The organism is Nostoc sp. DSM 114160, assembly GCF_053470305.1.
Map to the genome: position 1 here is coordinate 1,259,445 of NZ_JBPFGO010000003.1, position 14,721 is coordinate 1,274,165.

At 40.0% G+C, this 14,721-nt stretch carries 13 protein-coding genes; 6 read left to right on the forward strand and 7 right to left on the reverse strand.

Translation table 11 applies throughout. The annotated features are described in order from the left end of the window. Positions 1–111: 111 nt before the first annotated feature. The 4 genes from NSTCB13_RS30870 to NSTCB13_RS30885 form a co-directional block, all read right to left on the reverse strand. The gene (locus tag NSTCB13_RS30870) at positions 112–627 is read right to left on the reverse strand and encodes a TniQ family protein (protein WP_448274841.1); all 516 of its coding nucleotides are present in this window, start codon (positions 625–627) and stop codon (positions 112–114) included. A 29-nt stretch (positions 628–656) separates the two neighbouring features. Continuing rightward, positions 657–1,463 (reverse strand): TniB family NTP-binding protein, encoded by an 807-nt coding sequence (locus NSTCB13_RS30875; protein WP_448274842.1) that lies wholly within the window; start codon positions 1,461–1,463, stop codon positions 657–659. A gap of 3 nt (positions 1,464–1,466) precedes the next feature. Beyond that, complete coding sequence (locus tag NSTCB13_RS30880) at positions 1,467–2,546, reverse strand: Mu transposase C-terminal domain-containing protein (protein WP_448274843.1); 1,080 nt, start codon at positions 2,544–2,546, stop codon at positions 1,467–1,469. 397 nt (positions 2,547–2,943) lie between these two features. Further along, positions 2,944–3,432 carry a helix-turn-helix domain-containing protein gene (locus NSTCB13_RS30885; RefSeq protein WP_448274844.1) on the reverse strand — a complete coding sequence of 163 codons (489 nt, stop codon included), beginning with the start codon at positions 3,430–3,432 and terminating at the stop codon, positions 2,944–2,946. A 314-nt stretch (positions 3,433–3,746) separates the two neighbouring features. Between NSTCB13_RS30885 and NSTCB13_RS30890 the strand changes: the two genes are divergently transcribed. Then, the gene (locus NSTCB13_RS30890; RefSeq protein WP_448274845.1) at positions 3,747–5,054 is read left to right on the forward strand and encodes a recombinase family protein; all 1,308 of its coding nucleotides are present in this window, start codon (positions 3,747–3,749) and stop codon (positions 5,052–5,054) included. Positions 5,055–5,067: 13 nt separating this feature from the next. On the opposite strand, the gene NSTCB13_RS30895 is transcribed toward NSTCB13_RS30890, so the two are convergent. After that, entirely contained in the window at positions 5,068–6,237 is a 1,170-nt protein-coding gene (locus NSTCB13_RS30895; RefSeq protein ID WP_448274846.1) for a hypothetical protein, read from the reverse strand. A 758-nt stretch (positions 6,238–6,995) separates the two neighbouring features. Between NSTCB13_RS30895 and NSTCB13_RS30900 the strand changes: the two genes are divergently transcribed. Both NSTCB13_RS30900 and NSTCB13_RS30905 read left to right on the forward strand, forming a co-directional pair. Continuing rightward, positions 6,996–8,612: an ArnT family glycosyltransferase gene (locus NSTCB13_RS30900; RefSeq protein WP_448274847.1), complete on the forward strand. Its 1,617-nt coding sequence runs from the start codon at positions 6,996–6,998 to the stop codon at positions 8,610–8,612. A gap of 487 nt (positions 8,613–9,099) precedes the next feature. Then, positions 9,100–10,104: a hypothetical protein gene (locus tag NSTCB13_RS30905; RefSeq protein WP_448274848.1), complete on the forward strand. Its 1,005-nt coding sequence runs from the start codon at positions 9,100–9,102 to the stop codon at positions 10,102–10,104. A 237-nt stretch (positions 10,105–10,341) separates the two neighbouring features. On the opposite strand, the gene NSTCB13_RS30910 is transcribed toward NSTCB13_RS30905, so the two are convergent. After that, positions 10,342–10,728, reverse strand: coding sequence for a hypothetical protein (locus NSTCB13_RS30910; RefSeq protein WP_322673143.1), 387 nt, complete (start codon positions 10,726–10,728; stop codon positions 10,342–10,344). A gap of 168 nt (positions 10,729–10,896) precedes the next feature. Here NSTCB13_RS30910 and NSTCB13_RS30915 point away from each other — a divergent pair, with 168 nt between their 5' ends. Further along, positions 10,897–11,025 carry a hypothetical protein gene (locus tag NSTCB13_RS30915; RefSeq protein WP_445626695.1) on the forward strand — a complete coding sequence of 43 codons (129 nt, stop codon included), beginning with the start codon at positions 10,897–10,899 and terminating at the stop codon, positions 11,023–11,025. Between the two features lie 179 nt (positions 11,026–11,204). Further along, on the forward strand, positions 11,205–13,109 hold the full coding sequence (locus tag NSTCB13_RS30920; protein ID WP_445626694.1) for a chloride channel protein: 1,905 nt from the start codon (positions 11,205–11,207) through the stop codon (positions 13,107–13,109). 179 nt (positions 13,110–13,288) lie between these two features. Here NSTCB13_RS30920 and NSTCB13_RS30925 read toward each other — a convergent pair whose 3' ends face one another. Further along, on the reverse strand, positions 13,289–13,702 hold the full coding sequence (locus NSTCB13_RS30925; protein WP_322696373.1) for an AbrB family transcriptional regulator: 414 nt from the start codon (positions 13,700–13,702) through the stop codon (positions 13,289–13,291). A gap of 473 nt (positions 13,703–14,175) precedes the next feature. Between NSTCB13_RS30925 and NSTCB13_RS30930 the strand changes: the two genes are divergently transcribed. Further along, positions 14,176–14,616, forward strand: a complete 441-nt coding sequence (locus tag NSTCB13_RS30930; RefSeq protein ID WP_445626693.1) for an Rrf2 family transcriptional regulator — start codon at positions 14,176–14,178, stop codon at positions 14,614–14,616. Positions 14,617–14,721: the final 105 nt, after the last annotated feature.

The window sequence follows — 14,721 nt, forward strand, 5'->3', positions numbered from 1 at the left end:
GACATCATAGGTAATTTCCCATCACCTGGAGACGTGGAGCATTCCCGTCTCTTTCTTATTGGTAGTCTTTGGGCTATTAGTGGAAGTGCGATCGCTTATTAAACTCACAGGCTATTGTGAAAGCTTTTTTTGACGCTTCGCCATTGTACTAAAAGGCAAAAAGCAGTAAGGGCATTCACCTTGCGCCCAATCTGCGGGAATTGGGAAAGGTGTTTCACAGTTAGTACATTTTGTTAATAAACGTAAATTGTGGCGATCGCACTTCATTTTCTCCTTATACTGCCACTCAATGCGGTGACAAGGTACTTCCGCATAACAAGCAGCACATAATCTAATTGGTCGGGGCTTCATCGTCATCCCTTGGGTTGGTAGCGTCTCCTTGAGTTTTTCAACTTCCACCTCAACAAACTTGGCTAATGGCTCTAATTCTTGTTGAGTCGGGAATGGATTTAGGTAAAGTTTTTTCCATCTTGTTACTATCGCACCAACTCCTGCTTCCTTACCAATTTGATACCCAGTCAGCAAATTAGCCCTTTCAAAGCGGCCTAAAAAATGACTTATACTTTCGCCTGGTAATGGTTCAACCGTGCTTATCCAAGCTTCAAAATTATAGATTTCGTTTGACATCTGAGTTTATAATTTTGACGATGTAGCTTTTAGCTTGCCACTAATGAATAATCTCCTTCAATACTCTGCAAAAGTGATTTATCTATTTTGTTAACGCCAGATTCTAATGCTTTAACTGCTGCATCTCTAAGAATTTGATCTAATAATCTAATTTGACCATCTGTTTTTTCTTGTAAAAGAGTTATGATTTCTTGATTAGCTGCTAAATTGGATGACTTAGGTAGTCTCAGGATTTCCTGTTCCCAAATCTTTACAGTTTTTGTAAAGTTGGCTCCTAAAAGTTTTTCAAAACTAAAGTAAGATGCAAAACGCCCAGCAACCTGCTCATCTTTACTAATTAAAGTGTCCAGTCTACTACTAGTCCCTACCAATATAGGGACAATTTTCACTTTATCAAATAAGTCTCTAACATCTGGCAGTGTTTTAAATTGAAGACGATGAGCTTCATCAATAATCAATATTTCTACTTTACATTGTTTAATAAAATACCATGCTCTTTCTCTTAGCTGACTTTCATTGCCACCTTTTGCCTTAAATTTTAGAGTTTCAATAATATTTTTAAATAAAAGCGATGGACTACAAGAACTACCTGTTAACTCTACATACAATACAGGAATAACTGGATTTTGGTTTGGGGTTTTTATGGCTCTATTTTGGTAGGTATAAAAAAGAGAAGCTGTAGTTTTTCCCAGTCCTGACTCTCCGACTGCTCTACCAGGTTTTCCTAACTTTCGCCTTTCATCTAACCAAGCACTGAATCTTTTCACTTGTTCAATGTTTAAAATATCTGGATGTCTAAGTCGTTCGATTTCTAGCTGTATTTCTTCGTTTGTCATAGTTTACAACCCTAGCTCTTCACGCAATAGTTTTAAATTCACTTTTTCTATTGGCTCATCTGCTTCAGGTTTAGTAATTAATATCTCAACCTGTTCATTTTTTTCCTCTTCATATCTTTGTGGTATTGGCTCTGTCCTTTCTTGTTCAGAACGGCGGCGTTCAGCTTTAGTCTTACTTTTTTTATGTTTTAAAAAGTTTCTACGTCTAATGGCCTCTTCTAAAATCGAAATATTATTGATGCCTTTACCACTATTTTCTACTTTTTTCCGTGCATATTTAACTTCCTCAACTGACAGCCTTTCTGCTTCTAAACCAACAGCATAAGCACGGGCTAAAAATATTTCTTTATTATTTTTGCGACCATACACTAACATCATAGTGATGTCTCTGGGGTCAAATCTTAAGATAACTTTTTCGCTTGCGTAAGCTCCCAAATTCTCTCCCCTATAACGAAGACCAGAAAAATTTAGATAGCCATTGTCATATATAACCCGTTCTGCTGCCTTCATTAAGCAAATGTCAAGTTCTCTATCATTCAGCAAAGTAGGAGGCATTTGCAGTCCTTTTTCCCAACGCTCAATCCGACTTTGCTTTGGAGTTAGAGGGTTGGCTTGACTTCGGGCATCAGGCTTTTGGTTATAGCTATCGACGATGTAACCAATAATTAGTTTTTCTAGTTCAGGAAGACTTATACAAGCTTTTTCTTCAGCTCCCTCTGGACGGTCTTTAACGCTTGACCCCGTGTAACCTGGCATTTCAGCAAGCAGCCCACTAATGGTTCTAAAAGGTCGTTCTACAATGCCGCCATCTGAAGGTTGGCTTCGCAGAATTGGTTCAAAATCTAATTCATTCGCAATCCATTCCACTAAATGTTTTGACCGAAAATCTTTACCACCATCTGTATAAACATATTTAGGTACACCATAAGCACTCCACTTACATCTGAGTTCATACTCCGAACCGTAGCGTTTTGGCATAATTGCATTCCGTAGCGCCAAAGCCACAACTTGAGAGCTTGGCGCGGCAAAACCTAAACGGAAACCAACTATGCAACGAGAGTAACAATCTATTACTGTTGTCAATTGAGGACGACCTATTTCTTCATCGTCCTCATCTACTAACAGAATGTCACCTTTAGTATGGTCAATTTGCCAAACCTGATTGCTGTACTTGATAGATATTTCTTGACCATCACGGGTTTTGATTATATGCTCGGAACCATGCCATCCAGGGCTGCGGCTAGTACTAGATTTATGCTTTTTCTCTTCAACTGGTTTGAGCCATCTTTCTACTGTTCTAGTGCTGGGAGGTTTTCCATACTTTGACCAATACTTAAATCCTTCTGCTTCTTCCTTTATTTTTATCAGCTTCTTTAACTGCCAATCTAATTCTTCTCCTCGGAATCCTTGACTTTCTAACCTTGATATTTGTGCTTCTAGTTCTTTTTTGGCGAATTCGTAAGCTTGAGTCTCAATCTTCTCAGCGACCCTGAGTGCGGGTCATGCGATCGCTGCCTTTATTCCCTTGTTTATAAATCTTGAGACTCAAGTTATACCAGTATTCGCTTTTTCGCACCTGTCCTTTGTCTGCTCTGGGAACTTCCGCTAAAGCAGCTATACCTTTTTCTTCCCAAGATTTAATCAAACGTCTAACCGTTCTTTCCGATTTACCAAGCTTTTTCGCTGCTTCTTCCAACCTTTTGCCGTAAGTTAGGCGATCGCAGGGTTCACGTAGATTGCGAATTATCTCCAGCTTGAGTCTTTGTTCACCTGAAAGCCTGAGTTCTGAGTCTTCTAAAAATCTCTGATCTAAAAATTCAACTGATTTGTCTTCTTCTACAAAGTTATCATTCTCACTCAATGGCTCAACTTCCATTGATAAGTCGAGTATGTCTGTATACTCGTCATCCGATAGGAAGCTGTCTTCATCTTCTAGTTCAAACTGGTCATCTACATCTAAATGACTCATAGATGTGATTTTTCATCGATTATTTGGGTACATTTATACTAATATGAAACTGCGAAGAATTGACATTTAATTTATCGCTAAATTAAGATTTGTCATCTAATTAGTCGTAAACTCTAATAAAAGACGCTTAATCTGTCGCAAAACCCTGAATTAGTTTTTTGCGGGTTTAATCCCCGAAAGCTATTGATATATATGAATTTGTAGTCAATAAAATATTGTGACAAATAATTTGTCTATGTGGTCAAATAATTTGTCGCTCTACAGCTAAACTCAAAACAACTGATACCATTTCTTTGTGAGGCTGTGCTAAACCTTTGAAAATAATTGCCTACTCTTACACCGATCCGCTATTAGAATCTTCTCCCGATCGAGCCGATTGGGGATGGGAGGTGGATCGGGTTTATGAAGATTTGGGCAAGCCAAACTCTTCTTTGCGATCGCAATTACAACAATTATTCAAAGATTGCCAAACTGAACCAGCAGATTATCTCCTGATTCGTCGGTTGGAAGAATTGGGAGATACTGTAGAGGAAATTAGCGATCGCCTTAATCAACTCGAAGTCATGGGAATCGCAGTAATCGCCACTGAACAACCCTACACTTCCGAAAATTACCCTCTGGGCGCTGACTTGCTGAATTTGCTACACGCAATCCAACGTCAGCAACGCAGCCGCCGCATCCGCCAAGGACACGCCCGTAATCGTCTTGAGGTTGCACCGCCACCGGGCAAAGTTCCCTACGGCTATCGCAGAGGTAAGGGAAAATATACCATCGATCGCAGTACTTCACCAGTCGTAAAAGATTTTTTTGAACACTTTTTACTTTATGGTTCCCTGCGGGGTTCAGTGCGTTACTTGGCGAAAAAATACGGCAAGAAAATCTCTGTCACTACAGGAAGACGCTGGCTGACTAATCCAGTTTATCGCGGCAATACAGCTTACCAAAATGGTGAAATTATCTCCAATACCCATATTCCGATAATTTCTAAGGAAGAAGCAGCCCAAGTTGACCGACTTTTGCGCCGTAACAGCCGTTTACCATCCCGAACTGCTAGCGCACCGCGTTCTCTGGCTGGGTTGGTTGTCTGTGCTGAGTGTCAGTCGCATCTGACAGTTACCCGTGTTACTCAACGCAACCAAGATAAGGAGTATCTTTATTTACGTTCTACTAGCTGTCCCCAAAGCCCCAAGTGTAAGGCTATTCCCTATCAAGAGGTGTTGGAATATACCATTGAAACCGTTTGCCGTGATTTACCTCTGGCGGTAGCAGGAATGAATTTTCCTCAGTTGGATGCATTCAAGAATAGCTTAGGGCAAGCGATCGCTCGTCAGCAAGAAATACTTGCTCAGTTACCCGCTTTAATTGAAACTGGAATTTTAGATGCCGAAACAGCAAAGTTAAGGGCTTACAAACTTCGCACAGAAATTTCTGCACTCGAAGCAAAGTTGGCAATTCTCCCTCCAGTTAACTTGCGTTCTGTTGCTCAAGCTGTTTCCATACCACAATTTTGGTTAGATTTATCGGAAACAGAACGAAGATTTTACTTTCGAGAATTTATTAGACAAATTGAGATTGTTTGTCAGAATAAAGAATTAAAACTCCAAGTTATTTTTATTTTTTGATTTAATTGAAACACTATTTTTGAGACGGTTGATCTTTAGTATACGCAACAGGTTTTGGCCCTGCATTCCGCACATTGATAACTTTATTCAGGATATCAAACCAAAAAGGCGCACCCATAGCAATAGCAAAACCACTCACTATCCAACCGCAAATTAATTTAAAAACCTGTGAAATCCTGATGTAAATGAGATTCGATTTATTCGTATCTAATAACTCAAACTGTTGATTAATATTTTGCCATCCAATTGGTATAGAAGAATTTCCTAATAGTTTTTCAATATTTTTTCTGGCTGCTTCATCATTGATATAATCGATTCGTTGACTTGCACTTTGAGTAATAGTAGAGCGGATAACCGAATCCTCCGATAGTCTTCTAACCAAGTGGAATGTATCAGTATTAGTTAAAAAAGCGACTAATATTCCAATTAAAATAGCAACTCCTTTGGCATTTCGCTTATAAACACCGCTCGCTCGATCCATCGAGCGATCGAACCATGTTTCTACTTCATTTTTAAATTGATTTACTTCTTCGTTGAGATCGCCAATCTTTATCCTACTACGTTGAGCAATTACACTAAGGCTCTTAATTAAATTATTAGGAACTTCATCAGGTAACTCATTATTAACAAAATCTATAAATTTCTGGTCAATCTCTCCATAAATTTCTTGAATTTTTGTGTAACTTGCACTATTGGGATTATTAATACCTTTTTTAAGTTCTTTATAAGAACTTAATATCATCTGCAAGTTGGTTTTTGTTTCTTCACCAGGATGTTTAACGTAATTAATTAGCTGGGGAATTTTTAAGGTATCTAATAAAGTTACTGCAAATGTTTCAGAAGGTAGATAGGAAGGGCCGCTTTGTTTTTCTAGCACTATTTTATCAGGTTTTTTAGTAATTTCCTGGAAATGCTTTTCTAATTTACCCTTAGCTTGTTGATTCAAAGTATTAATTAAAGGATCGTTATAAAGTTTCTGTACTAGATGGATTGCATTAATAATATCTGATTTTTCACTTTCACTACCACCTGATAAAAGTAATTCAATTGAAGTTCTTAAATGTTTAACTCTCCATTGTAATAATGTGGCAATTAGTTCTTGAATTTCCGAAGCTAGCAAGCTCAAAATCAAGTAAATAAAAACCAAACCAAGAGTAATATCTACAACTACAGGTAAATTCATTGATATCTCCAATATTTTTTAGCTATTTATTGTTATAGAAAGCGTTTAAAAAATTGTATATCATAGATATCTCAATTAAAGAGTTGCTTAATTAAAGTTAAAAAATCAAATTAGTTTATTTAGATAGTTTGACTAGAGATTATTTTAATTAATAATTAGTAAATTTGCTTTATTGAAAAATAAATATATTTTTCGTAAAATTACTCTTCGGAAAATTTACAGACAATTTATTGAACTATTCAGCATATAATTTAATTGGTGTAACAATCAGTTACAAAAATTATGGACTTAGCCAGATAAACCTCGTCTACCTTGAAAACCGTAGTTTTGTAGGTTGGGTGCAGCGATAGCGTAACCCAACATAAAATTTGGTGGTAATGTTGGGTTGCGTTTCACTCCACCCAACCTACAAAAATATATTTTTTAAAAAACTCTAGGTTTCAACATAGATGAGGTTTAAAAAGTAAATAGATAAAATTTAAACTAAGCATCACCTTCAAAAGAAAATACAAGTTTATTTACGGACTATCTGACAGGTAATAAATAATTAGTTGTATTATTTTTATCATTTATTCGCTAAAATGTGATTTAAATAACCAATATAAATTTTCAAAAAATAGCGCTAATTAGAAAAAATTGAGTTAATCTTGGAAACTAGCAATTGTTAAAAACATACGTTGTTACTGGGTGGCAACATTGGAGATTCGCTAGATGTCTCTATGTAATCAAACCAGCAAGTAAAATGATTACCAGAGAATATGCAAGAAGGAAGCTTTATTTGGAGTCATCTGGAAAGACAGCATCGCACGGTTGGAAAATGGATTGATTGGGTATGGCTAATAGTATTGCTGTTGGCAGCAGTATTACTGTTTAGCATCAATCTGGGAGGATTGCCACTGCGAGATTGGGATGAAGGTACTGTGGCACAGGTTGCTCGTGAAATTTGGCACGCCCCAGCAGGTTCAATGCGTTGGCTTTACCCAACGTTAGGAGGCGAACCATATCACAACAAGCCGCCTTTGATGCATTTGCTGATAGCTTGGGCTTATTCTCTAGGAGGCGAAAATGAGTTGACAACGCGCCTACCTGGAGCAATTTTAACAGCAACATCTGTACCTTTACTGTATTGCATTGCTCGAGAGATATTTCGCCAACGTTGGGCTGCTATTTATAGCGCCTTGATTTATCTAACAATGCTACCTGTGGTGCGTCATGGGCGGCTGGCAATGTTGGATGGGGCGATTGTAAGTTTTTTGATGGTGATGATGTTGTGCGTGTTGCGATCGCGCCGAGATTTACGTTATTGTCTTGGTGTTGGCATTAGCTTTGGGTTTATTTGTTTAACTCAAGGACTGCTAGGCGTATTACTCGGTGCGATCGCAATTGTATTTCTATTTTGGGATACGCCACGATTGCTCACTTGTTACTATCTCTGGATCGCAATTTTAATTGGCATTCTACCTGTGGCTGGTTGGTATGGTGCCCAACTAATTCACTATGGTTATACTTTCGCCCAAATTGGTATTGCCAACCCATCACTAGGCCGAGGCTCAGTTGTAGAAGGTAATTATGAACCACCTTGGTACTATGTAATTGAACTTCTCAAATACACATGGCCGTGGTTATTATTCTTACCACAAACTGTCCGCTTAACCTGGGAAAATCGCAACCTTAGCTGGGCAAAACTAGTAATGGCATGGAGTGGGGTTTATCTACTGGTAATTTCCTTGATGATTACCAAAGTTCCCTGGTATCTATTCCCGATTTACCCTAGTTTAGCTTTAGCTTTTGGTATCCAGTTATCAGATACGGAAAATTCGCCTTTACTCTCATCTTATCCCCGTGCTTGGGTTGCTGGTTTGGCAATACTTGCTGTGGCTGCTTCTGCTGGTAGTATTTATTTTAGTTCGGGTACAACACCAAAAACAGACTTACAACTGATTTTTGCCGCTGTAGCTTTAACTATGACCTTAGCAGCTATTTTGGCAGAACGAGGCGACGGACAATTTCTGAAGATTTTGTTTTGGGGAAGTTATATTTCGCTGCTGCTGTTAATGAAATCTAACTACTGGGTTTGGGAATTATCTGAGGCTTATCCAGTTAAACCAGTCGCCGCCATGATTGTTCGGGCAAATCCAGCAACGAGGAAGATTTACACATCTTTTCCTTACCATCGTCCCTCGTTGGATTATTATAGCGATCGCACCATCATTCCCGCTTCTGTTGGTGAACTAGAATATTATTGGCACTACAACGGCCAACCCTACTTCCTGCTGAATCTATCTGATTTCAACAATCTTCAACTAGAGTCGATGAAGCTAATTGACCAAGCTGAAGGTTGGAAATTAGTCACAAAAGATATCAATAGATTGTAAGTATGGGGCATGGGGCAAACAGGGCGTTAGGAGTGCTGTTAGCGAAGCTCGGCGTTGAGCCAGTGCTGAGTTAGGAGTTAACAGTAGAGACGCGATTAATCGCGTCTGTACAAGAGTTAAGAGTTTTGTTTATCTCCTTGTCCCCTCACTCCCTCACTCCCGGTTGGTGAGCGCAGTCGAACCACATCTCCCTGCCCCCCCGGTTACTGAGCGTTGGTCATTGAGCGTAGCCGAAATGAGTCGAAGTATGCTCCCCTGCTCCCCTGCTTGTCTCTTTATCAGGAAAAAATCAGATCGTTGCCCAAAAGGTAACGATCGTCTTATAGCGATCGCGTTCTTCCAAAAAGTGTAAAAAACCTGCGACTTACTTTGAAGAAATGATAAACTGCGTAATTTTGCGGTTTTGCTGGCGAGATTGATTTCTCTATGCTTGAAATATTTATTACGAAATATTTCATTCATTAAATTTAGCAATTGGGTGTTTATAGTGCCGCAAAATCTTTCATCGTTACCAGAACCAATCAGAAGGATTGAGATAGAAGCAAATCAACCATTTTCAGAAGCGTGGGCGAAGAAGTATTTGCGAAATTTAGCTGAACAGGACAATCGCATCGAAGTTCTCAAGGTCAGTGAAATTGCAAATGAGGTTGCAAAAACGTTAACGCAGGCACTGCGAACCACAAGTCTTCAAGCGTGGGGAAGAACAGAAGCGCTTTTGTCTCAAGAGGTGATTCGGCATCAAATTGACCCTGAATTAATCGATCCGTGGGAAGTTGCAAAGGATACCCACCAGATTTATCAAACTGCCCTCTCAGCCTATGCTGAACAGATTTCCCCAGCAAAGTTTTCTACATGGATTGCTAGGGATTTGGGGAAAATTCGACACAAATACACAGTAGACGATCCTAGAGTAATTGGATTCATTAGTATGCAGTTTCACTACAGCGGACAAATACTACTGAACTTAACACCACCAGTGCAGCAAGCATCGCTGAGGGATTACTTCAAAGTGATTGACGATCATCTCTATATGCCGCTCCAGCGTGCTTACCAGGCAGCAGCAGAATATGCTTACGACGCGCCACCATTACAAGCTGTCCAGCAACTTTTGCCCTTGTGCAGCGAGATTGCGACCAAGATTGCAGAACGGGTGATGCAGATGTATCCCAACTATCAATGCCATACAGGTCGCTTAAGTGATACTAACATTAACATTTCCAGTGTCCGTGATATAGAGATGTTCCAGGTATATCTATGGGTCTGTATTTTGGAGAACAACATTAGTGCTATACAACAAGAGCTATTTCCTCTGTGTGTCATGTTATATCCTCGATTAAAGGTGCGCTGGGAATTGGTGCGGCAATTAATTTACTTGCTCGGTACTGAAATCCGCTCTCGTTTTGAACCAGAACAGGCTGCTTATTTTCTCGCTTACTATGAGTCGTTGCAGGCAATGTTTTCACCCCAAGTTTTGCCGGACAGTAAATCTTAGATTTTGTAGTGTCCCGATTCTCAAATCGATATGATAATTAGATAAGTATAAATAAACAATAGTTTGTAGTTAGCACTTTAGTGCTGAAACTACTTACTTAATCAGCGATCGCTTTTTAAGCGGACATCATATAAAACCGCGTCTTATTTGGGGCAAGAAGACACGGTTTGCTCGAAGTATTTAGTTATAATATTACAAAAATCAAAGTAGAATTTGATTTATACCAAAGTAATCGATTTACTGGGATTTGTTTCCTGGTTCATTAACTTTCTCTGTTGTGGGAAGAATTTGGCGGTCGTAACTTGTCTTTTCTTGGGTCAGAGCGATCGCACCAAAGAAAATCGCACTACCTACAGCCAAGGCTACCATGGGACGCTTGAGTAGGATAAAATCTCTGAGAATCCTCGCTAAAGGTCGGCTTTGACGACGTAGCGATGAAGACATCATCAATTGTCTCCAAGTAAACGGATCGCGGACATAATGACCACTTTGGCAAACTACTAGCCTTTCCTGGCAATAGGGACAGCAAAACAAACCCATGCGTGTTTTAACTGGTTTTGGCGTGGCATTTCTTTGGCAAATTGGGCAAGTAACATAATGATTATCAAAAGTGTGTATATTCATTTACCTCATCCGCCTAGTCCATTTACTCGCTCTATAACAATAGCTATATTGAATTGGGGTCAATGTCCGATCTGACATCAGGCATCAATCATACATACATTCTATTACTACCAAGGATGCCTCAATAGTCGCAACACGAGTATAGCTAGATTTAAACAAGGATGACTCATGGTTAATGTTTACGGATATGTCCACCCAATCGAAAAAACTTTGTTGTCTCTAGAAAAAATAGTGTTGGTGCTCGTTCGCACTCTATTAGCCGCAGCTACGCCCAACTTAGGCATTGCTGACCCCTAAATAATAATTCTCTCTCATTTAACCGTTCTCCCCACACAAATTTTGCACAATGACATTTTTCGCTAAAGCTTTGTAAGTTAAGCAAATAAAGTCTACTTGTCCGGTTGCTAAATAATGGCTCACAATGATAAATAACAGATAAAAATTTAAATTTTTTCTTACATTTACCCCGCCTCTCAATGACTCTCTTGCCTCCCACTCAACTGAGGAAGGTAACGGAACAACCTGCCTTTCCTACACCTTCCGCTCGTTTAGCTCACTTAATTAATCGTTTTCAACCATCCCCAGAAACAGTTGTGCTGTTTTTAGCCATGCTCATTGGCGGTGGTACTGGTATGGGTGTAGTCACCTTTCACTATTTAATCCAGTTGGTTCACCAGTTGATGCTGGAAAATTTAATGGGTCAAATTGGGGCCTGGGGTGCATGGACTTTAGCCTGCGTTCCCACCCTTGGCGGATTAATTGTTGGCTTGATGCGCTGGCGTACTCAAGACTTTGGGCCTGGACTTTCATCTCTCATCGCCGCTTCTCAGGGAACAGAGATTAAGCGACCACTAAGACCAGTTACCAAAATGCTGGCTGCATCTGTTACTTTGGGGAGCGGTGCTTCTTTGGGGCCAGAAGGGCCGAGTGTCGAAATTGGCGCAAATTTTGGGATGTTGTTATCTGTGATCCTAAATGTATCTCAGGAACGACAACGTTTGCTGTTGGGTGCTGGCGCGGCGGCGGGGCTGGCGGCGGGATTTAATGCTCCCATCGCTGGAGTATTTTTTGCTCTAGAGGTGGTGATGGGAGCGACATCTTTTGCTACTTCTGCTGTCAGTGTGGTACTCTTAGCTGCGGTGGTAGCAGCATTAATTGCCCAAATTGGTTTGGGGGCCCAACCTGCTTTTGATTTACCTGTTTACCAGGTTCGCAGTCCTTTGGAATTACCTCTTTACCTTGGCTTAGGTTTAGGGGCCAGCCTAGTTTCTCTGGCTTATACTCAATTAATTCGTTTGGCAAAAGCTTGCTTTGCTGGGAAGGTTCCAGGTTTTGCCTTTTTGGGACGAATTCCTGAGCCGATTCATCCAATTATTGGCGGTGCGATTATTGGCGCTGTTGCTTTACACTTTCCGCAAATTCTAGGCGTTGGTTATGAAACTGTAGAAGCAATGCTTCAAGATGTGGAGTTTCCACTCTATTTATTGGTGGCGTTGTTGGTGGTGAAATTATTGATGACTGCAATTAGTGCAGGTAGTGGTTTCATTGGTGGTTTGTTCGCACCAGCAATGTTTTTAGGTGCTTCTTTTGGATCGGCTTACGCCAAAATGTTGGCTGTAGCATTCCCGACAATTTGCGATCAAATGGCGGCTCCCCCAGCTTATGCAATGGTGGGAATGGCAGCAGTATTAGCTGCTAGTGTGAGAGCGCCGTTAACGGCTATTTTAATGCTGTTTGAATTAACCCGCGACTATCGAATTGTTTTACCGTTGATGGCAGCTGTGGGTTTAAGTGTTTGGCTAGTAGAAAGGATTAAACCAACTTTTAACTCTAACTCTAATCTACAACAAATTGGTCTTTCGGAATTGAAAGATGAACAATCGGAAATTGTGCAGCAAATTTTGGTAGAAGATGCCATGTACCCTTGTCCCAAAAAGTTACCTGCAACTTTGGGAGTATTAGATGCTGCTGTGGAAATGACCCGCGATCGCGTTCGTAGTGCTTTAGTATTCGATCAAGCAGAGCAATTAGTTGGTATACTTTCTTTGGAAGATATTAACCGTGCCCTTGCTATTTGGCAAACATATCCAAATCCCCTAACCGAAATTCCCGATAATTTATCTAGTCAAACCCTCATAGACATTTGTACTACTGAAATTCTCTATGCATGGCAAGATGAACTTTTATCTGAGGCTTTAGACCGGATGAGTCTTCGAGGTCTACATCAATTACCAGTGGTAGCACGAGACAAACCCGATCGCATTTTGGGTTTATTAGAAAAAGAGCAAATTGCATTAACCTGTAATTTAGCAGTTACGCGCAAGGCACTTCGCCACTATTTACCAGTCTTACCTACTACAGATATAGTCATTAGTCATTAGTCATTGGTCATTGGTCATTAGTCATTAGTCATTATTTTTCACAAAGGACGCTTGACTAATGACTGTTTATAGTCATTGTTTTTCACAAAAGACAAATACTTCTCTACGAGAGGCTGCGCCAACGGCTTCGCTCAGTACAAGTGACAAATGACAAAGGAGAATTGACTAATGACCATTTATTAAGCCGTGGCTTCTATGGCTTCATCATCTTCACGATCTTCTGGATCTACCTGTCTCAGACGAATGTGCTTTTTGCCTAAAGTGATCAGAAACTCATCTCCTGGTTGAAGATTCATCTGTTTTGTATAAGCTGAACCTATCAGTAAGTTACCATTCGATTGCACACTAATTCTATAGCTAGCACTACGTCCACCACGCCCATTAGCACTGGGTGTACTGTCTAACTGAATGCCTTCAGCATCAATTAGGGCATTTAAGAACTTCATCATATTGACGCGCTCTATACCATTTTTGGTAACGGTATAGTAGCCGCACTTCTTAGCTTTGTCTTCTTTGCTCTCGTTCTCTAGCTCTTTGACTTTTTTGAGCAGTTCTTCGCCGAGTAAGGGTTCAATTTTTTTCTGTTTAGGCATCAACTTAGGTCGAAAATGAATGTTTGAAGTGTTTGAATCGATTTTATTTTAGCTGAGGTTGAGCTAACAGGAACATAATCCTTTAGTTTTTATCTCAACCTAGCCAAGTATATTACACTCAGATGCACAATTGTTATGCCATTACCAATATTGGCAAGACAATCTATTTTAGAAAATGCTGGCAATGCTGATAACTTAACTATATATATAGTTTGTGAATTACTGCTAGACCATATAAGTTTTAAGTTTTCTAAACTAACCTCAAGAGGTTTTCTATTTCTGAAGGATGAGAACTGAGTCACAAAATGATAAGCAAAACTGATCCTTAGTGATTGGTCAATGGTAATTAGTCATTGGTTATTTAGAAACGACAAACTAAAGAAGTCTCAGAGTCGGAAGCCGACCATCAGAATTTCTTTTCAGGGAGATGCAGTGCCAACAAAGACAAAGGACAAACAACAAAACTTGCCAAAATGAAATTAACTACCAGAGGACACTATAGTGTAAAGGCGTTGCTAGATTTAAGTTTACAGCCAAGATATGGGCCTGCATCTGTGAGAGCGATCGCAAAACGCCAAGATATCCCCGCTCCTTACCTCGAAAAACTACTAATAGAAATGCGTCGTGCGTCAATAGTTAAATCAATTCGTGGTAGCATCGGCGGATATCAATTGGCAAGAGAGCCTGCACAAATATCTATAGGAGAAATTTTAGAAGCTGTTGGCGAGACTAGCCATTTACCTCATCACACCCCAGCACCGACACAAGCTGAAGATTGGGTAACGTTTAGCCTCTGGCACAGACTCAACCAAAAGCTCAAAGAAGCTTTATACAGTATTACCCTGGCAGACCTTTATTACGATGCTCGCAGTCGGCAAGCTTCCCTTGGAGAAGAAGCTAGTTTTGTGGTTTAGTCAAGAGCAAAGCAAAGACGCTCCGCCTCCGGTCAATAGTCAACCAATTTTAGATTTTGGATTTGCGATAGTGTCGGCGGCAAGCGAGTCCGCGTACCCTTACAG